The organism is Pseudomonas sp. stari2 (assembly GCF_040760005.1).
Classification (GTDB): Bacteria; Pseudomonadota; Gammaproteobacteria; order Pseudomonadales; family Pseudomonadaceae; genus Aquipseudomonas.
The window spans coordinates 3,071,785-3,091,317 of the sequence record NZ_CP099760.1; the positions used below are offsets into that span (position 1 = coordinate 3,071,785).

The 19,533-nt window shown below is 62.0% G+C and carries 18 protein-coding genes; 7 read left to right on the plus strand and 11 right to left on the minus strand.

Going from position 1 to position 19,533, the window contains the following annotated elements; genetic code table 11:
* The first annotated feature begins 121 nt into the window (after window positions 1-121).
* The 3 genes from NH234_RS13880 to NH234_RS13890 all read left to right on the plus strand — a co-directional run bounded on the left by NH234_RS13880 (window position 122) and on the right by NH234_RS13890 (window position 5,717).
* Window positions 122-811: a GntR family transcriptional regulator gene (locus NH234_RS13880; RefSeq protein WP_085710119.1), complete on the plus strand. Its 690-nt coding sequence runs from the start codon at window positions 122-124 to the stop codon at window positions 809-811.
* Between the two features lie 131 nt (window positions 812-942).
* Window positions 943-3,054: a PAS domain-containing hybrid sensor histidine kinase/response regulator gene (locus tag NH234_RS13885; protein ID WP_085730724.1), complete on the plus strand. Its 2,112-nt coding sequence runs from the start codon at window positions 943-945 to the stop codon at window positions 3,052-3,054.
* A gap of 29 nt (window positions 3,055-3,083) precedes the next feature.
* Window positions 3,084-5,717: an excinuclease ABC subunit A gene (locus NH234_RS13890; protein ID WP_367257050.1), complete on the plus strand. Its 2,634-nt coding sequence runs from the start codon at window positions 3,084-3,086 to the stop codon at window positions 5,715-5,717.
* A 70-nt stretch (window positions 5,718-5,787) separates the two neighbouring features.
* On the opposite strand, the gene NH234_RS13895 is transcribed toward NH234_RS13890, so the two are convergent.
* The 7 genes from NH234_RS13895 to NH234_RS13925 all read right to left on the minus strand — a co-directional run bounded on the left by NH234_RS13895 (window position 5,788) and on the right by NH234_RS13925 (window position 11,979).
* Window positions 5,788-7,731, minus strand: a complete 1,944-nt coding sequence (locus NH234_RS13895) for a response regulator (protein ID WP_085730726.1) — start codon at window positions 7,729-7,731, stop codon at window positions 5,788-5,790.
* Window positions 7,721-8,596, minus strand: coding sequence for an ATP-binding protein (locus NH234_RS13900; RefSeq protein WP_085730727.1), 876 nt, complete (start codon window positions 8,594-8,596; stop codon window positions 7,721-7,723). The genes NH234_RS13895 and NH234_RS13900 overlap by 11 nt, the downstream gene beginning before the upstream one ends.
* Window positions 8,589-9,599, minus strand: a complete 1,011-nt coding sequence (locus tag NH234_RS13905) for an ATP-binding protein (RefSeq protein ID WP_367257174.1) — start codon at window positions 9,597-9,599, stop codon at window positions 8,589-8,591. The genes NH234_RS13900 and NH234_RS13905 overlap by 8 nt, the downstream gene beginning before the upstream one ends.
* Window positions 9,596-10,000: an ATP-binding protein gene (locus tag NH234_RS13910; protein ID WP_367257053.1), complete on the minus strand. Its 405-nt coding sequence runs from the start codon at window positions 9,998-10,000 to the stop codon at window positions 9,596-9,598. Before NH234_RS13910 ends, NH234_RS13905 begins: the two co-directional genes overlap by 4 nt.
* On the minus strand, window positions 9,997-10,359 hold the full coding sequence (locus NH234_RS13915) for an STAS domain-containing protein (protein ID WP_007959463.1): 363 nt from the start codon (window positions 10,357-10,359) through the stop codon (window positions 9,997-9,999). The genes NH234_RS13910 and NH234_RS13915 overlap by 4 nt, the downstream gene beginning before the upstream one ends.
* Before the next feature lie 3 nt (window positions 10,360-10,362).
* Window positions 10,363-11,214, minus strand: a complete 852-nt coding sequence (locus NH234_RS13920; RefSeq protein WP_085730729.1) for an STAS domain-containing protein — start codon at window positions 11,212-11,214, stop codon at window positions 10,363-10,365.
* A gap of 243 nt (window positions 11,215-11,457) precedes the next feature.
* Entirely contained in the window at window positions 11,458-11,979 is a 522-nt protein-coding gene (locus tag NH234_RS13925) for a DUF4142 domain-containing protein (RefSeq protein ID WP_367257055.1), read from the minus strand.
* Between the two features lie 204 nt (window positions 11,980-12,183).
* On the opposite strand from NH234_RS13925, the gene NH234_RS13930 reads away from it, so the two are divergent.
* Both NH234_RS13930 and NH234_RS13935 read left to right on the plus strand, forming a co-directional pair.
* Window positions 12,184-12,426 carry a DUF465 domain-containing protein gene (locus NH234_RS13930; RefSeq protein ID WP_007959466.1) on the plus strand — a complete coding sequence of 81 codons (243 nt, stop codon included), beginning with the start codon at window positions 12,184-12,186 and terminating at the stop codon, window positions 12,424-12,426.
* Between the two features lie 107 nt (window positions 12,427-12,533).
* On the plus strand, window positions 12,534-12,701 hold the full coding sequence (locus NH234_RS13935; RefSeq protein WP_367257057.1) for a hypothetical protein: 168 nt from the start codon (window positions 12,534-12,536) through the stop codon (window positions 12,699-12,701).
* A 77-nt stretch (window positions 12,702-12,778) separates the two neighbouring features.
* Here NH234_RS13935 and NH234_RS13940 read toward each other — a convergent pair whose 3' ends face one another.
* From NH234_RS13940 to NH234_RS13955, 4 genes are all read right to left on the minus strand, one after another.
* Window positions 12,779-13,855 (minus strand): SMP-30/gluconolactonase/LRE family protein, encoded by a 1,077-nt coding sequence (locus tag NH234_RS13940; RefSeq protein WP_367257058.1) that lies wholly within the window; start codon window positions 13,853-13,855, stop codon window positions 12,779-12,781.
* Entirely contained in the window at window positions 13,852-14,997 is a 1,146-nt protein-coding gene (locus NH234_RS13945) for an SRPBCC family protein (protein ID WP_367257060.1), read from the minus strand. Before NH234_RS13945 ends, NH234_RS13940 begins: the two co-directional genes overlap by 4 nt.
* Window positions 14,998-15,106: 109 nt before the next feature.
* Window positions 15,107-15,970 carry a LysR family transcriptional regulator gene (locus NH234_RS13950; protein WP_085731251.1) on the minus strand — a complete coding sequence of 288 codons (864 nt, stop codon included), beginning with the start codon at window positions 15,968-15,970 and terminating at the stop codon, window positions 15,107-15,109.
* 84 nt (window positions 15,971-16,054) lie between these two features.
* Window positions 16,055-17,773, minus strand: a complete 1,719-nt coding sequence (locus NH234_RS13955) for a hydrogenase maturation protein (RefSeq protein WP_367257062.1) — start codon at window positions 17,771-17,773, stop codon at window positions 16,055-16,057.
* A gap of 298 nt (window positions 17,774-18,071) precedes the next feature.
* Between NH234_RS13955 and NH234_RS13960 the strand changes: the two genes are divergently transcribed.
* Window positions 18,072-18,578: a sigma-70 family RNA polymerase sigma factor gene (locus NH234_RS13960; RefSeq protein WP_367257064.1), complete on the plus strand. Its 507-nt coding sequence runs from the start codon at window positions 18,072-18,074 to the stop codon at window positions 18,576-18,578.
* On the plus strand, window positions 18,575-19,525 hold the full coding sequence (locus NH234_RS13965) for a FecR domain-containing protein (RefSeq protein WP_367257066.1): 951 nt from the start codon (window positions 18,575-18,577) through the stop codon (window positions 19,523-19,525). The genes NH234_RS13960 and NH234_RS13965 overlap by 4 nt, the downstream gene beginning before the upstream one ends.
* The last annotated feature ends 8 nt before the right edge of the window (window positions 19,526-19,533 follow it).

Below are 19,533 nucleotides of genomic sequence, written 5' to 3' on the forward strand. Positions count from 1 at the left end.
TATTGTATGCAATATCTGAATGCAATTTAGAAATACCCGGATTAATCTGCTTGCGCAACCCCCCATTTCCCAGACTGAGTCTCTCGTCGGGCAGCGTTGCCAGCATTGAAGGAGCTGTTGAATGACCGAGAAGAAAACGGAAACCACGGTCGACCGCGTCTACCAAGGGGTTTACGAGGCGATCAGCAAGCGCTCGCTGCGTCCGGGAATGAAACTGGGCGAGGCGTCGCTGGCGGAATTGTTCAATGTCAGCCGCACGTCGGTTCGCGCCGCGCTCAAGCAACTGGAGGCCGACGGACTGGTCACCACCGAGCCCAATAAAGGTGCGTCGGTGTCGCTACCCAGCGATGAAGAGATCCGTTCGCTGTTCGAAACCCGGCGTCTGATCGAGATCGGCATCGTCACCGAGCTGTGCCGGCGCAAGGACTCCGCCGCGATGCAGGATCTGCGCGAGCATCTATTGCTGGAAGATGAAGCCCACGCAGCCGGCGACCACGAGCGGTTGATTCACCTGCTCGGCGAGTTCCACCTCAAACTGGCCCGCAGCCTGAACAACCCGGTGTTGCTCGACTGGTTCCAGAAGCTGATATCCCGCGCCTCGCTGTACGCCGCCGCGCTGGATGACGACAGCCACGAAGCTTGCCGCGACGACGAACACTTGCGCCTGATCGAATACATCGAGGCCGGCAACCAGAGCGCGGCGATCGAGCTGACCTGTATGCATCTGGATGGCATTCAGAAGGCGATTCTTGATGTCGCTGCCAAGCTGAAAACCGGTTATCACCCGCTCAAGCACTTGATCGAGGTGTGAATTCCGGTCGCCAGTGAAATCAGCTATACCTCTAATGAAACCATTGCCCCCCGCAAGGCTCGAAACAGACGGGCGTGACGTCACTGGACGTAGCGACATATCGGACAAACCATAAGGCGTTGGATCAAACGATGCAGTTCTTATCCGATAGCCACGGGTGTGACGGCTGGCAAGGCGAGATGGCCGGACGCATCCGTGCGTTCGACTGGAGCGGTACGGATCTGGGCCCCCTCGAAACATGGCCGGCCAGCCTGTGCAGCACGGTGCAGTTGATGCTCGCCTCGCCGTTGCCGATGGTCATGCTCTGGGGCCATGCCGGTTACATGATCTACAACGACGCCTACTCGCGGTTCGCCGGCGGCCGGCACCCGTATCTGCTGGGTGTGCCGGTGGAACTGGGCTGGCCGGAAGTCGCTGATTTCAACCGGCATGTGGTCGACACATGCCTGGCTGGCGGTACGCTGTCCTATCGCAACAAAGAACTGGTCCTGCTACGCGCCGGCGTTCCCGAAGATGTCTGGATGGACCTTTATTACAGTCCGGTCGCTGACGATGCGGGAGTACCTTCCGGCGTGATGGCGATGGTGGTGGAAACCACCGAACTGGTGCTGTCAGAACGCCTGCGCCAGGCTGCCGAAGACGCCTATCGCGCCGACAATGAGCGAGTGCGTCTGGCGCTGAATGCCGGGGCATTGCTCGGTTCATTTGTCTGGGACGTGAGAAACAACGTGCTGTCGGCGGACGAGCGCTTTGCCCGGACCTTTTCCTTCCCGCCGGATCAGGACCTGACCAACCTGCCGCAGCACATTGCCGAAGCGCACATTCATCCCGATGACCGCGTCTGGGTGCAGGAGTGCGTCGAAAACTCGGTACGCACCGGCGAGCCCTACAACGCCGAATACCGAGTGATCCGCGCTGACGGCAGCCATTCATGGGTGCTGGCAAGCGGCTGTTGTGAGTTCGATGAACAGGGCCAGCCGTTCCGTTTCCCCGGGGTACTGATCGACATCCATGAACGCAAGACCGCTGAAGAATCCCTGCTTAAATTCACCCGAAACCTTGAGCAGCGCGTGGCTGATGAAGTGGAAGCACGCCTCAACGCCGAAGAGCAATTGCGCCAGTCGCAGAAGCTCGAAGCCATCGGCGGCCTCACCGGCGGCGTGGCTCACGACTTCAACAACCTGCTGCAGGTGATCGCTGGCAACCTGCACCTGTTGGCGCGGCATGAGCCGAACAACGCCAATGTGCAACGCCGGGTCAGCGCGTCGCTGGCGGCGGTCGAGCGCGGCGCCAAGCTGTCCTCGCAACTGCTGGCGTTCGCCCGGCGTCAGCCGCTGTCGCCGGCGGTGTGCGATCCACGGCAAATCTTCGAAGGTGTCGGCGAATTGCTGCAACGGGCACTGGGAGAAACCATTCAGATCGACGTGCAGTTGCCCGTAGAACCGTGGCACATCAACGTCGATCGTAATCAACTGGAAAACGCGATTCTCAATCTGGCGATCAACGCCCGGGATGCCATGAAGGGCGAGGGCACCATCGTCCTCGGCGCCACCAATACTTCACTGGATCGGGCGTTCTGCGCCGGCAAGGGCATTGTGCCGGGGGATTTCGTGCGGGTCTCGGTCAGCGACAGCGGCGTGGGCATTGCCCCGCACATGCTGGAACAGGTGTTCGAGCCGTTCTTCACCACCAAGGCCGACGGGCAGGGCACGGGCCTCGGATTAAGCATGGTGTTCGGTTTTGTCAAACAGAGCGGCGGGCATGTCGAGATCGACAGCCAGATCGGCGAGGGTACGCGGGTTCAGTTGTATTTCCCGCGCAGTTTGCGGCCGCTGATCGATGAGACGCCTGACGTGCGCCGTCAGCAGGCCGGTGGCAATGAAACGATTCTGGTGGTCGAGGACAACGAAGCCGTACGCACTTCGGCGGTGGAGCTGTTGCGCGAAGAAGGCTATCGGGTATTGATCGCCGGTAATGGCGATGCGGCCATGCAGATGCTGCTGGAAGGCGCCCGAGTCGACCTGATCTTCACCGACGTGGTCATGCCCGGGCTGATCAAAAGCTCCGATCTCGCCGCCTGGGCCAAGGTGCAAATGCCGCCGGTGGCCGTGCTGTTCACCTCCGGCCACACCCGCGACATCATCTCGCGCAATCACCAGCTCAGCCCCGACACTCATTTGCTCGGCAAGCCCTACGGGCCGGAAGCGTTGTTGCAGATGATCCGTGCGGTGCTGAGTGCCTGAGCAATTCTTCTTCAGACCAAGGTTGGCCAATGACTTCCAAGCGCAGCTCCAGTTCCACCGCCGGCATGGTCCGGGTGCGCGGTGCCCGCGAACACAATCTGCAGAACGTCGACGTCGATATTCCCCGGGATGCGCTGGTGGTGTTCACCGGCGTGTCCGGGTCGGGCAAGTCGTCGCTGGCGTTCTCCACCTTGTATGCCGAAGCGCAGCGCCGCTATTTTGAATCGGTAGCGCCCTACGCGCGGCGGCTGATCGACCAGGTCGGCGTGCCGGACGTCGACTCCATCGACGGTCTGCCACCGGCGGTGGCGCTGCAACAGCAACGCGGCACGCCCAGTACACGCTCGTCGGTGGGCAGCGTGACCACGCTGTCGAGCCTGATCCGCATGCTGTATTCCCGCGCCGGGAGTTACCCGCCAGGCCAGCCGATGCTGTACGCCGAGGATTTTTCACCGAACACGCCGCAAGGTGCCTGCCCGGAATGCCACGGATTGGGTCGGGTCTATGAAGTGACCGAAGCCTTGATGGTGCCCGATCCGGAGCTGACCATCCGCCAGCGCGCCGTGGCGTCCTGGCCGCTGGCCTGGCAGGGGCAGAACCTGCGCGACATCCTGGTGACCATGGGCATTGATGTCGACATCCCCTGGCGCAAACTGCCGAAAAAACAGCGCGACTGGATTCTGTTCACCGAAGAGACGCCAACGGTTCCGGTATATGCCGGGCTGACGCCGGAAGAAACCCGTGTGGCTCTGGAACGCAAGATGGAGCCGAGCTATCAAGGCACCTTCACCGGCGCCCGACGCTACATCCTGCATACGTTTACCCATTCGCAAAGTGCGCTGATGAAGAAGCGCGTTTCGCAGTTCATGCTCGGCAGCCTGTGCCCGTTGTGCGATGGCAAACGCCTGAAACGCGAGGCGCTATCGGTAACGTTTGCCGGCCACGACATCGGCGAGTTGTCGCGGATGCCGCTGCTGCAAGTCGCCGAGGTCTTGAAACCGGTGGCGGACGCGAGCTGGCTGGAACACGCCGATGAAACCGGCGAAACCCTGACCCACGGCCAGACCCGCGAAGCCCACCAGCAGCGTGTCGCCCATGGCGCCAGTGGCCACGCCAACGCGCCAGACGTGCGCCATACGCCCAACCTGTCGCTGGAAAAACGCCTGGCGGCACAGCGCATCGCCGAGGACCTGCTTGAGCGGGTCAGCACCCTGACCGATCTCGGTCTCGGTTATCTGGCGCTGGAGCGCAGTACGCCGACTCTCTCGTCCGGGGAGTTGCAGCGCCTGCGCCTGGCCACGCAACTGGGCTCGCAACTGTTTGGTGTGATTTACGTGCTTGATGAACCCTCCGCCGGTCTGCATCCGGCCGACGGCGAGGCGTTGTTCGATGCCTTGCAGCGGCTCAAGGCTGACGGCAACAGTGTGTTTGTGGTCGAGCACGATCTGGACACCATGCGCCGCGCTGACTGGTTGATCGATGTCGGCCCGGCGGCGGGCGAGAAGGGCGGGCAGATTCTCTACAGCGGTCCGCCTGCCGGGCTTTCAGCCATCGAGCAGTCGCAGACCCGCGCCTATCTGTTCGCCGAACAGCAACGGCCGACCCGCACCGCGCGTAAACCGTCGGGCTGGCTGAAGCTCGATGGCGTCACGCGCAACAACCTCAACAACCTCAGCGCCGAATTTCCGTTGGGCTGTTTCACTTCGGTCACCGGGGTCTCCGGTTCCGGCAAGTCGAGCCTGGTCAGCCAGGCGCTGCTGGAACTGGTCGGCGTGCAGCTCGGGCGCAGCGCCAGTGACGCTGAACCGGAAGAACTCAATCTGGAAGACGATACGCCGACCGCCAGCACCGGCCAGGTCAGCGCCGGGCTGGAGTCGATCAAGCGTCTGGTGCAGGTCGATCAGAAGCCCATCGGCCGCACGCCACGCTCCAATCTGGCGACCTACACAGGGCTGTTCGACAACGTGCGCAAGCTGTTCGCCGCCACCCCTCAGGCGCAAGAGGCGGGCTACGACGCCGGGCAGTTTTCCTTCAACGTCGCCAAGGGCCGTTGCCCGACTTGCGAGGGCGAGGGGTTTGTCAGTGTCGAGTTGCTGTTCATGCCGAGCGTCTATGCGCCGTGCCCAACCTGTCATGGCGCACGTTACAACCCCGAGACGCTTGCGGTTCAGTGGCAGGGGTTGAGCATTGCTCAGGTGCTGCAATTGACCGTGGACGAGGCGGTGACGGTGTTTGCCGAGCAACCGGCGATCCGCCGCTCACTGGAAGTGCTGCGCGATATCGGACTCGATTACCTGCGCCTCGGTCAACCGGCGACCGAGTTGTCCGGAGGCGAGGCGCAGCGGATCAAACTGGCCACCGAGCTGCAGCGCAATGCCCGTGGTGCAACGTTGTATGTGCTGGACGAGCCCACTACCGGGCTGCACCCGCGAGACGTCGACCGCTTGCTGGAGCAACTGGACAATCTGGTGAGCGCAGGGCACACGGTGATTGTGGTCGAGCACGAAATGCGCGTGGTGGCGCAGAGCGACTGGGTGATCGATATCGGTCCGGGTGCTGGAGATCAGGGCGGCAAAATCGTCGTGGCCGGTACGCCGCAGAAAGTCGCCGCGAACAAGAAGAGCCGGACTGCGCCGTTTCTTGCCCGGGCGTTGAGCTGCTGATTGCAGCGCCTTGGCCGGCCTCATCGCGGGCAAGCCCGCCTCCAAAGGGGGAGGCGTTTTGTGCGGCGTATCAGGCGCCGTCGAGCGTACGGCGCACCTTGTCCAGCAATTCACTGATCTGGAACGGCTTGACCAGCATGTCCATGCCGGCACCGAGAAACACCTGACGGTTGATCGCGGTTTCCGCGTAACCGGTCATGAACAGGATCGGCAATCCTTCGCGCCAGCCGCGGGCAACGTCTGCCAGTTCGCGACCGCTCATGCGTGGCAGGCCAACGTCGGTCAGCAGCAGGTTGATCGAGGGCTCATTCTGCAGGCGTTCCAGCGCGGTTTCGACATCGCCGGCCTGGGTGCAGCGGTAACCGGCGTCTTCCAGCACTTCGGTGACGAACAGCCGCACCGACGGCATGTCCTCGACGATCAGCACATGCTCGCCGGAACCTTGCGGGTCGACGGCTGGCGGCACCAGATCGACGGCCGTCGGGTCGCTGGTGGCCGGCAGCATGATGGTCACTTCGGTGCCGCGCCGGGCGACGCTGCGGATGTGTGCATCGCCGCCGGACTGACGGGCGAAACCGTAAATCATCGACAACCCCAGACCGGTGCCCTGGCCCAATGGCTTGGTGGTGAAAAACGGGTCGAACACCTTGTCGATCAAGCTGTGCTCGATGCCGGTGCCGTCGTCGCGTACCGACAGCGCCACGTAGGAGCCATCGGTCAGGTTCGGGTCGCCGTGGGAGTACGCCGCATAGGTGCTGACCCAGATATTGCCGCCTTGCGGCAACGCATCCCGAGCATTGATGATCAGGTTGAGCACGGCGCTTTCCAGTTGAATCGGATCGACCAGGGCGATGGCCGGTTTGCTGGTCAGCTCAAGCTTGAGGGCGATGCGTTCGCCGATGGTGCGCACCAGCAACTCTTCGAGCGAGCGCACGTGATCGTTGATGTCCACCGGCCGGGTGTCCAGTGGCTGTTGCCGGGCAAAGGCCAGCAGGCGATGGGTGAGTGACGCGGCGCTCATCGCCGAATTCAGCGCGGCGTCGGCGTAGAACTGCACCTTGTCGAGACGGGCGTCGGCGACACGTTTCTGGATCAGTTCCAGGCTGGCGATGATCCCGGTCAGGAGGTTATTGAAGTCATGGGCGATGCCGCCGGTGAGCTTGCCCAGCGCGTCCATTTTCTGCACTTGCAGCAATTGAGCTTCGGCCCGTACCCGGTCGGCGACTTCCTTGGCCAGTTGCGTGGTGGTGTCGTCCAGCTGTGCCAGGTGCGAGCGTTCACGGTGACGGTGTTCGGTGACGTCTTCGACGAACACCAGGCTCAGTTCCGGCGTACGGTACGGGGAAATCTGCCACTGGGTTTCGCGGATTTCGCCCTGCACGCGCATGTTCAGCGTGCCTTTCCAGCGTTCTCCGTCCACCAGCCGCAGACGCAATTCCTTGAGGATGGCGCCCTGATCTTCGGCAAAGCACTCGTCGAGGATCTGCGCGTCGCGGTTGTCCTGGATCAGTTGGGCGAAGGCGTGGTTGCACTCGTGGACTTTCAGGGTTGCATCGATGACCGCAATCGGCGCCGAGACATTGACGAAGATTTCCCGGAAGCGTGCCTCGCTTTCGCGCAGGGCGTTCTCCGTGTCACGCACCCGCAGTAGGGTGCGCAGGGTCGCGAGCAAAACATCGGGATCGACCGGGTGAATCAGGTAGGCGTCAGCCCCGGCGTCGAGACCGGTGATGATGTCGCCGGTCTGGATCGACGCCGCCGACACATGGATCACCGGGAGCAGGGCAGTGCGAGAGTCGGCGCGCAGTTCACGGACGATGTCGAAACCGCTCATGTCCGGCAGGTTGACGTCGAGAATCAACGCATCCAGTGCTTCGCTGGCGATCAGCGCCAGACCTTCGCCACCGGTGCCGGCCTCCAGCACTTCGTAGCCATGGCGCTCCAGTCGTCGGCGCAAGGCATAGCGGGTGGCGACGTTGTCGTCGACGATCAGCAGGCGGATGTCATGTTTCATCGACGTTCTCCAAAGCGATCGCCAGCGGGATGATCACGAAAAAGGTCGAGCCGATGCCCGGTGCGCTGTCCATGCCGACTTCGCCACCCAGCAGCGCCGCAAAGCGCTTGCACAGGGACAACCCGAGCCCGGTGCCGCGCAGGCGTTTTTGCAGCGGTGAATCGACCTGTGAAAAGTCTTCGAACAGGGCGCCGTGCAACTCCGGGGCAATGCCGATGCCGGTGTCGCTAACTGCGAAACGCACCTTGTCCTGACCTTCAAGCCGTGCCGAAACCCGGACTTCGCCACGAGTGGTGAATTTCAGCGAGTTGGAGATGAAGTTGCGCAGGATCTGCGCCAGCTTCTTGTCATCGGTGTACAGGCGCGGCAGGCCCACCGGCTCTTCGAAAATCAGGTCCACGGCTGTAGCGTCGACAATCGGCCGGAACATCCCGCGCAACGCCGCGAACAGGTCGAACATGTCGAACCATGCCGGGGAAATGGTGATGCGCCCGGCCTCGATCTTCGCCAGATCGAGCAGGTCATCGACCATGTCGCTGAGTTCGCGGGCGGCGCTGCTGACGAACGCAACCTGCTTGTGCTGTTCGGGACTGAGCGGGCCGTCGAGTTCATCGGCCAGCAGGCTGTTGATGCTCAGGATTGAACCCAGCGGCGTACGGAATTCGTGGCTCATGTACGACAGGAAGCGGCTTTTCAGGTCCGACGCCTGGCGCAATTGCTCGGCCTGGATGTCGAGTTCGGCGTACAGGGCCAGTACGCCCTGATTGGTTTCGTCGAGTTCTTCGCGCAGCGCGGCGGTTTCGCTCTGCAATTGGGCGATCAGCGCTGATTGCTCGGCACTGTTCAAGGTCGGGGACTCAGCCATGGGCGGCCTCCAGGGCAACGACCAGCACCGTTACATCGTCACGCCCGCGACTGAAGTCGCGGTGCAGGATGCTGGCTATCACGGCGGGATGGCGGTGCACCAGGCCGGGGTAGTCTTGTAGGTTCCAACGGGACTGCAAGCCGTCGCTGTACATGATCAATAGATGTCCATTCACGTGAGCATAGTCAAAGGGCTGGGCTTTTCGGTATTGGCCGCCGACGATCCCCGGGTGCGAGGCCAGTCCGCGGGACTTGTCGGCGGTCACCAGACTGGCGCTGATGTTGCCGACACCGGCAAAGGTCAGGCTGTCGCGCGCGCCATGGAACTGCGCAAATGCGACGGCACCACCACGGGTGCCGATCATTTCCCGGTGCAGGTCTTCCATCAACTGCACCGGGGCGGCGAACGGGGTCAGGGCAAAGGCTTTTTCTCCGGCCCGTCCAGCCCGTTCCGCATCTTCGCCGTGGCCTAGACCATCGACGATCAGTGCGCTGAAGTCTTGCCCGTTGAACGCCAGATGCCAGACATCACCGCACGCGGGATCGTTGTGCAGTGAATGCTGACTGACTCCGAAGCGCATGTCGGGCAGGCTGTCATAGCGCGAGTAGAGGCGTGCCAGCAACACGGCGCCCCGAGCGTCGGAGTAGACGTCGAAGACTTCAGCCTGTCGGGATATTGTGCCGAGGCCGATACCGTGGGTGCCTCCCGTGGAAAAACCGTCGGTCAGACAGTCCTGCAGATCGAAGCCATTGGCCCTGTCGACCGCCAGCATCTCGATGCCGGACCCGCCAGCTCGGGGCAGGGCACGCAGGTGCAGTTCGCCGCGCCCGGCGTGCTTGAGCACATTGCTGGCGAGTTCCGTGGCCACCAGCGCTACGCGTCCGGCGTCGTGCTCGTCGAAGCCGTGCTGCTCGGCAAGTTTCTGCGCGATGCGCCGGGCGTGACCGATCTGACTGTTCTCTTCGATCAACAACACCTGGGTCAGTGACCCGCTGATATTCATGTCCATCGTGTGATCGTTATGCGCGTGCCTTGGCCAGGCGCGGTGTCCAGCTCGAACTCGTCCACCAGCCGCTTGGCACCGGTCAGGCCCAGGCCCAGACCGCTGCCGGAAGTCCAGCCATCGGTCATCGCCAGTTTGATGTCGGCAATGCCCGGGCCTTCATCGCGGAAGGTCAGGCGCAGACCGACCTTGTGGTTGTCGTCGAGGATCTGCCAGTCCATGTCGCCACCCCCGCCATACACCATGGTGTATGGCGCCAGCTCGCTGACGGCGGTCACCAGTTTGGTCAGGTCGATCAGGCGCATGCCACATTCGGTGGCCAGTTTGCGCGCCAGTTGCCGGGCGAGCACCACGTCTTGTTCGATGTTGATCGGTTGCGTACCGCTGCTGCGCACCGTCATTGCTGGCGTACCCGTTCCTGAAGCAGTTTCATGCCGCGCTCGACGTTCAACGCGGTGCTGACGCCGGGCAGGTTGAGGCCGAGTTCGACAAGCGTGATCGCCACCGCCGGCTGCATGCCGACCAGCATGGTTTCGGCGTCCATGATTTTCGAAAGGCCAGAGATCGTGCCGATCATCCGGCCGATGAACGAATCGACCATGTCCAGTGCCGAGATATCGATCAACACCCCGCGCGCCGAAGTTTTGCTGATGCGCTCGGACAGATCGTCCTGCAGGGTGAGGGCGAGTTGGTCATGCATGTCGACCTGGATGGTCACCAGCAGGAAGTCGCCCATTTGGAGAATCGGGATACGTTCCATCGCTTAAACCGTCTTGGCGAGAGTGATGCCCAGGCGGGTCAGGGCCAGTTTCAACGCATCGGCCAGGTTGGCCTTGGTCACCACGCCTTGCAGGTCGAGGCCAAGGTGCACGATGGTCTGGGCAATCTGCGGACGCACGCCGCTGATGATGCAATCGGCGCCCATCAGGCGGATCGCGGTGACGGTCTTGAGCAGGTGCTGGGCGACGAGAGTATCGACGGTCGGCACGCCGGTAATGTCGATGATGGCTATTTCCGAGCCGGTGTCGACGATGCGTTGCAGTAGCGATTCCATCACGACCTGGGTGCGTTGCGAATCGAGGGTGCCGATCATCGGCAGCGCGAGGACGCCGTCCCAGAGTTTGACCACCGGTGTGGACAGCTCCAGCAGTTCTTCCTGCTGACGCTTGATCACCGCTTCACGGGACTTCTGGAAGGTGCGGATGGTGTGCATGCCGAAGGCATCGAGCAGTTCGGAGATTTCCCAGAGCTGTTCGGCGAGCAGGGCGGGTTGATCCTGGTAATGGTTTTGCAACAAGGCAAACAGCGGGCGTTTGAGCGAGAAAATGAAACTGGCGGTTTGTTGCGAGTCCTGACCAAGCAGGGCGCGGCTGTAGGAGAGCTTTTCGAGGAACTGGCGGGTAGCCTCCCAACCCGGTGCGGCAATGTTGGTACCGCTGTCGTTTTCCAGCCCCGTGACCACCAGTTGCAGGAATTCGCTGGTCTGTTGCTGCACGTCGTGGTCTTTGAGGTTGCGGGTGGCACCGCTGTCGACCAGCCCTCGAGTCCATTCATCCAGCAGTTGTGCCTGTTTGTTTTTCATCGCACCAAGTGTGCTGTTCTGCAGTGCTGCCATGTGCCTGTTGCTCCGTCGCGAATGAGGGGCCGGTTTGCAGGAAAACGACCGGCGCGAAATGAATGACATTTGCCGTATGAAATAGTTGTTCGTTCCTGCGCGGATATTTTTGACCTTCCGCAAGGAGCGTTCCGGTAACTCTAGTCGGCATGGGTGGCGGCGGAGGTTTTTTGGCGGGTTTCGGGGGGGGCAGAAATGAAAGGGCCGCATCCTCTGGATGCGGCCCTTTTGCGCGGTTGGCGTTTATTTGCTTGGGTGTTTGGCTTGCAGTTCCTTGGCGGCGGCCAGGTGTTTTTCCAGGCCGGGCAGCATTTTCTGGGCAAAACCCTTGAGTTCTGTGGCGCCCTTGACCTGGTCGTCGGTCACGGTGCTCGCCTGTTTCTCGAACAGTTTGATGGCTTCTTCGTGAGCTTTGACCTGATTGTTGGCGTAGGCGGCATCGAAGGACTCATCGCGCATGTCGAGGATCTTTTCCTTGGCTTGTTTGACCAGCGTCGTGGAGTCCGGGACCTTGATGTCGTGGGCCTGGGCGATTGTGGCCAATTCATCGTTGGCCTTGCCATGGTCGGTGATCATCATGTTGGCGAAGGCCTTGATGTCGGCCGATTGGCTTTTCTCGAGCGCCAGGCGACTGGTTTCGATTTCAGCGATGCTGCCGGCAGCCGCGTTATCGACGAAGTCATTGTCGGTGGCGGCAAAGGCCGAGCCCATGCCGGTGCTCAAAACCACGGCCAGAAAAAGATGACGCAGATTGAATCCGTCCATTGGTGTTTCTCCACACAGGTATTTTGGGGGGTACTCAATGGAGATGCGCCGGCGGGCGAAGGTTTTATTGCATTTGCGAAAGGGCGACGAACGGGCACCGCTGGTCTGACAGGTGGTCGACAGAACCGGTCAACCGAGGCCATTCTGATAACTGGCCAGCGCAATCGGTCGCGTTGGCTGCCGATCAACTGACGGAGGTGTTCCATGCCGGTGACTCATGATCTGTTACAGGACTTGAAACTTACAAAGGAAGAGATCCAGCAACGACGCACCGCGGATCCACATCTGGATGCACTGATCAACAAGTATTCTCAGGCGGACGCCGAAGTCGTCAAGGCCGAGACCGCGACCTCGGATGCGCCCAGCGATGACACGTTGAAGAAACTCAAAGAGAAACGTTTGCAGGTCAAAGACAAGATCGTCGAGCAGTTGCAGGCGCGAACCTGACCGTCAGTCGCGCCATTGATCTTCGATGGTGCACGACTGGAACGACAGCCACGACGGCACCTCGAATGTACAGAGTCTTCACTTAGCGACTCTTTGCGAGGTGCCTTATGAATCCCAAATTCCCCAGTGAGGAGCAGGGTACATTCGACCCGGTTCCCACGCATCCCGAGCCCAACAGTCCGGCGCATACCGTCCGCCATCCTGAGGAGGAACGCAAGATTGCGGATGTGCCGGAAGATGAGGACCCGGAAAAATTTGATCGATCCAACAACTGACCGTCCGCCATCGCTGGCTCGTCGGCCCGCCGCATCGCAGCGATGGCGCCCGCTGATTCAATACGAATTTCAGGCCTTCATTTCAAGGCTGCATCCAGCGGCATCCGCACCATGTGCGTGGCCTTCAGTGAACCGAAATACAACCAGTCGCCATACTCGCGCGCCGTGGTGATCGGCGAGTAATTGCCGGCGCTGGCATCCTGCAGATTGGCAATCACCTTGCCGTCCAGATCCAGTCCCAGCACAAACCCGCGTTTTTCCAGCGGTTTGGGCAGGACGGTCATCGCCCGCACGAGCATCTTGCGCACGAACGGATGCCCGGCGGTGCGATCCAGCAGCGGATTGCGCGGCGTGTACAGCGCCACCCAGAAACGATCCCGACCATTGAACGCGAGGTTGTCGGGCAGGCCGGGCAGGTTGTCGATGAACAGGTCATGGGTGCCGGCCTTCGGCCCGGTCAGCCAGTAGCGGCTGATGCGGTAGGCACCGGTTTCGTTGACCAGCACATAGGCGTCATCCGGGCCGAGGGTCACGCCGTTGGCGAACTCAAGCTTGTCGAGCAGGACGCTGGTCTTGCCGGTCTGGAAGTCATAGCGCAGCAGACGCCCGTCACCGCCGTGCTCGATGATCGCTTCGCCGTCATGGCCGTAACCCCAGCGACTGGAGGCATCGCTGAAGTAGGCGTAATGCCCGGACTTGTCGATGGCCACGTCATCGGTAAAACCGAACTTCAGGCCATTGGCTTCGGTGGTCAGCGCGGTCAGTCGGCCCTGAGCATCGAGGGACAGCAAACCCTTGACCCCGTCGGCGATCACCAGCAAGCCATTCGGATGCCGCGCCAGTCCCAACGGCCGGCCGCCGGTATCGGCCAGCACTTTGCGTTGCTGACCGTCGAGGCTGGTACGGATCAGGCGCCCATCGTGCAGCCCGGTAATCAATGCGCCGTCCTCCAGCAGCAGGGCTTCCGGGCCTTCAATGTCGCTGGGGCCGACCTGTGCTGCGCTTTTCAGACGCTGATTTTCGGCATAGATGCCTTCGGTCAGCGACGGTGCCGGTTGCGGTGTCCACGCCACCGGTTCGACCTTGGTCGGCATCAGCAGCAGAAAGGCCAGAATCACGACGATCAGCAGCAAAATCAAATGGCGCAATTTCACACGTGAGCTCCCGCGAGCGCCAGATGCCGGGTCGCCCTGTCGCGCAGGGCCAGCATCGAGGCCGCCGATTCACGTTCGATGCGGCGCTTGAGCAGCAACTGATTGGCGATGCGCATGCCCAGACTTTCGAAGCGGTAATCAAGAGTGCGCACGAAGGCCGTTCCTTCCCCTGCGGCCGAGCATTCGTAAGTCAAATGCAACGACAGCCCATGATCGCCCTGGGCCCGGGCACACCAGCGCCGACCCGGCAGGTATTCGGTGACTTCCCAGCTCAAATGCCCCTCGCGGCCACCGGCATGAATGTCTTCCTCGAAACGCGCACCGGCATGCAACGGGCCGGCAGGGCCGTCGATTTTCAGCGAAGACGGATGCCATTCCGGCCAGCGGCTGACGGTGGCGGCGTAGGCGAGCACGGCAATCGGCTCGCCGGCGATGTCGATCGGATGCTGCATGCGGGTCATGGACGTTCTCGAATCGGTCAGAGGGGCGGGTTCCGGTTCCCAGTAGAGGGTGCCGAACAGGTAATCCATCAACGGCAGGACAATGTTGAAATTGCGCTCCTGCATGCGCTCGCGCCGATGATGCAACTCGTGCAGGCGGCGCATGTGGCGGATCCACGGCAGGCGGCTCAGCGGGTTTTGCGCCGGCAAGTGCTCGCAGGCGTGAAACACTTCATAGGCCAGGTAACCCAGCACCATGCTGCCGCCGAACAGTCCGGCGACGTTGGCGTTGACCTGTGAGAAAAGCCACCACAGGGGCAGGGTGATCACCAGTGTGTGCACCACGATCAGCCACGCCGGAAACAGGATCACCCGCCAGTCGCGGGCGCTGTCCCAAGTCATGTGGCCGGGGGTGAAGAAGCTGTGATGGTCGCCGGCATGGCGGGCGTAAAACATCTTGGCGAAGGCTTTCTTGTGATGCCCGAGGTGGCGGTGTACCACGTACACGCCGAAGTTGAAGAACAGCAGGGTCAGCGGCACGGCCAGCCATTCCAGTGGACGCACCTGATGCGCGCTGCTCCAGAACGCGCCGATCGCCAGCACGCCGAACAGCAGCACGAAGACGCCGTGCAGCCACGGGTTGTACAGAGGATGAATCGCCGCGCGATAGCGGCTGCGAAAAGCCTCGGTGGTCTGCCTCACTGCGGTCACCTGCGGAGATTGTTGTTATCCCGGCAGATTAGCCGATCCCGCCGTTTGTGCAGGGTCTACCTTGAGGTCACAACTGCCATGCTCCGGTGCATAGCGGTCGTCAGCTCAACGGGTTCCAGCGCTGCGACCAGTCATCATCGGCCTTGATCACTTCGCGCAGCAGATCGAACGCCTGTTGCAAGGTTGCCGAATCGCGGTCGCGGGAATAGACGAGATAGGTCGGATAACCGAATTCCGGGGCTTTGGTGACGACTTCCAGCGCGCCGCTTTCCAGATAGGTGCGAACGACGCGGGTGCGGAAGTAGCCGCTGCCGCCGTTTTCCAGAATGTATTGCAAGGCCAGCGGGCCGAGGTTGAAGCTCAGGGCTGCCTTGGCCTTTTCCGGCAGCGCGGCGTCGTGCTGCCGGCGGAAGTCGGTGCCCCAATCGATGTACACGTAAGGAGTGGGGCGGTTGGGCGTTCGGACCAGAATGAGTTTCTCTTCCAGCACTTGTTCGACCTGCAACCCCGGCCAGTATTCCGGTTGGTAGACGAGCGCGGCATCAAGTACGCCGAGTTCGAGCTGACGCAGCAGGTTCTCGCCGTCGCGGATGTCCATGCGCAGGGCATGGCTGGGGATTTTCTCGCGCAGTTCGGCGGCCCAACTGAGCATCAGGGGGTTGCACAGGCTGACCTCGCCACCGATGTGCAGCACGTTGTCGTAGCCTTCGGGCAGCGGCAGGTCGCGGCGGGCGGCTTCCCAGGTCTGCACCAGTTGATTGGCGTAGACCACGAAGGCCTCGCCATTGGCAGTCAGGCGCGCACCGGCGCGATTGCGCACGAACAGCGTGCTGCCCAACTGGCTTTCGAGCTTTTGCACCCGGGCGGTGATGGCGGTCTGGGTGACGAACAGCTTCTCGGCCGCCGCAGCGAGGCTGCCGTGGCGGACGATTTCCAGAAAGGTGCGGGCGAGGTCGATGTCCATGGGCGGGCCGGCGGTTGAGGTGCCGGCATTGTAGGCGCAGGCTCGCGATCGCGTCATCGTGCAATCGCGAGCTTGCATCGGGACTCAACCGGCCAACTCTGCCTCACGCATCCGCGCCCAATCCTCCACCAACCGCGCCGGCGTGCAGCACGTCTTGCGCTTGTAAACAAAGTTCCGGCACTTCTCGGAGAACTGATTGCGGTTGTACAGCATGTCTTCCTGCATCTCTTGCAACTCGGTTTCGCGGCATTGGCGGATCAGCTCATGATCAACCCGCAGCTTGCGTTTACGCACCGCCGCATACGTCGGATCGGTCAGCACCGAATTGGCTCGTTGCAGCAGCCACAAACCAAACTCGTCCGGGCAGCGCGGGCCGATTTCCTGAACCATGCCCAGTTGCAATGCCTGAGTGGCGCTGACGGGCAGGCAGGCCTGAGTCAGTTGTTCGGCCATGGCGGGGCCTACGGCGCGGGGCAGGCTGTAGGTCCAGTATTCCGAGCCGTACAGGCCCATGCTTTTGTAATGCGGGTTGAGCACGATATCGGCGCGGGCGAACACGATGTCAGCCGCCAGGGCGAGCATCACGCCACCGGCGCCGGCATTACCGGTAACGCCGCTGACCACCAGTTGCCGCGCACTGAGCAATTCTGCGCAGACATCATCGATGGCCTGGATATTGGCCCAGGCTTCGGCGCCCGGATCTTCGGCGGCTTGAATCACGTTCAGGTGCACACCGTTGGAGAAACTGCCGCGTCCACCCTTGATCAACAGCACTTGAGTGTCGCGGGATTTGGCCCAGCGCAGGGCTTCGACCATGCGATGGCACTGCTCGGTGCTCATGGCGCCGTTGTAGAACTCCAGAGTCAGCTCGCCGACATGCCCGGACTCACGATAGCGGATCGGCTGATATGCCTCATCGCTGAACGGCGCGTTGGCGATCGACCAGTCCAGCACCGGCACGTTCGCCAGTTGTCCGGCCAGCACATGCCGCGCCGGACGCTTGAAGGTTTCTTCACCCGGTTGCGGTTTGCGTCGCAGCGAGCCGATCCACAGGCTGTGATCACCGGTGGCCACCAGCACCGCATCGTCGTGTACCGCGAGGATCTCGCCGGGGATGCCGGTGCGCTGATCGAGGTGCGCGTCGTAGACGTAATACTGACCGCCGGCGAGACTGGCGAGCACGCCAGGCTGGCCGTCCGCCGCGTCGATGCAGCGTTTGATGAATCGCGAGCAGTCGTGCCAGCTGAAGGTGCGGTCGTCCTGTTTCATGTTCGGTTGCAGGCAGCCGCGAACCTTGGGATCGGTGTAGTCCAGGGGCACCGGGACGAAGCCGTCGATGAATTTCTCCACCACTTCGCGGATGCAACGGATCGCCGCGTCGCTGACCTGGCCGTTGTACAGCTCGGATTTGCGCAGGCCCGTCGGCAGGTTGAATTCGCAGGTGGCCCAGACCGGGCCGGCGTCCATTTCTTCCACCGCTTGCAGGGCGGTCACGCCCCAGGACGGCAGCTCACGCATGATCGCCCAGTCCAGCGCGCTGGCGCCGCGATCACCGACGATGCCGGGGTGAATGATCACCACAGGACGTTGCGGATTGCTCCACAGCGCATGGGGAACACGATCCTTGAGGAACGGGCAGATCACCAGGTCGGCGCCGCTGTTTTCGATCTGTTCGCAGACGGCGGTTTCGTCGGTGAACAATACGACGCTGGGCGAATGGCCCGCCTGACGCAGGTCCAGCCAGGCACGTTGAGTCAGACCGTTGAACGCCGACGACAAAAGAATGATGTTGAGTGATCGCATGATTGCTCTTCCTTGAAGGGTCAGCCGCAGGCTCTCGGTGAGCCGTCCGTGGCTATCGATGGAGGCGCAAGGTTAGAGACTGGCGTGGCCGGCGCCACTGATCGAGATCAACGTTGTGTCAGCCAATGTTGCCGTGGCGACAAAGCGTCTTATGCTCAATGGTTTGCATATCCTGATTTTTTATTACTTCAAATGTCCGCGACGCTATTGCACAGTCGCAGCCCTGATCAACGCCGGACGATCCCGGCGTATCCATGGATTTTCGCAGCGGGTGGAGCCCGTTTTCAGGGAGTAAGGCATGGGGAGTCACAACCCGCATTACCAGGTCATCGGGCAAATGTTCCAAAAGGACTACCGATGGTTATGCGCCGCAGTCAGCCGTACCCTCGGCTGCCCGCACAGCGCACAGGACATTGCTTCGGAAACCTTTCTGCGGGTGCTGGCATTGCCTGACCCGCTGGCGATTCGCGAACCCCGCGCGCTGTTGACTACGATTGCGCGACGGTTGGTCTATGAAGGCTGGCGCCGACAGGATCTCGAGCGCGCCTATCTGCAAAGCCTGGCCCTGGCGCCAGAGCCGGTGCATCCGTCACCCGAAGAACGGGCGTTGGTGATCGAAACGTTGCTGGCGGTGGATCGCTTGCTCAACGGTCTGTCGGCCAAGGCCAAGGCTGCGTTTCTCTATCACCAGCTCGATGGCCTGACCTATAGCGAAATCGGCGAACGCCTTGGCGTCTCCACCAGTCGCGTGCAGCAGTACATGGTCGAAGCCTTCAAACGTTGCTATCAGGCGATGCAGGTATGAGACCGGACGAAACGCTGATCGACGAAGCAGCTCAATGGATGGCGCTGTTGCAATCGGGGGATGTCAGCCTACAGGAGCGCGCAGCGTTCGACGCCTGGCGTGCGGCGGATCCACGGCATCAGCAAATCATCGAGCAGATGGGCGGCGGGCTGAGTCTGTTGCATCATTCGAACCTGCGCGGCTTGCCCCGTGAGAGTGTGCTGCACAGCCTGAATGCGCCTTCCAGCAGTCGCCGCCGATTCATCAGCGGCAGCCTGAGCGTGCTCGGCCTCGCGGTGCTGGCCGGGTTGCTCGGGCGACGTTTTGGCTGGTTGCCCGAGGCCGGCGAGTTGTCGACCGGAACAGGCGAGCGACGTGAATTCACCTTGGAGGATGGCAGCACCCTGACGCTGAACGCCCGCAGCCGCGTGGTGCCGCGATTCGACAGCGCAGAGCGTCTGCTGGCCCTGCGCAGCGGGGAACTGCTGATCGATGTGGCGAGAAATCCGGCCCGGCCGTTTGTGGTCGAAACCGAACACGGGCGGATGCGCGCCCTCGGTACGAAATTCCTGGTGCAGCGTGGTGAAGATTCGACGCGGCTGGTGATGCTGCACTCGCAAGTCGAAGTGGTCACTGCCAGCGGCGCGCGGCAAGTGGTGGGGGCGGGCGAGAGCTTGCTGTTCAACGGTCAGGAAATCCTCGCGCTGGAACGCAGCAAAGGGCAGGAAAGTGCATGGGTCCAAGGGCGACTCGAAGTGCGCGACCGCCCCCTCAGCGAAGTCATCGACAGCCTGCGCAGTTACCGTCGCGGCATTCTGTACCTGAGCCCCGACGTCGCCGGTCTGCGCCTCAGCGGCCTCTATCCGCTGGACGACAGCGACCGCACCCTGCAGTTGCTCGAACGCTCGCTGCCGATTCGCGTGACCTGGCACAACTCCTACTGGGTGAGCATCGAGGCACGGTTATAAAACCATAA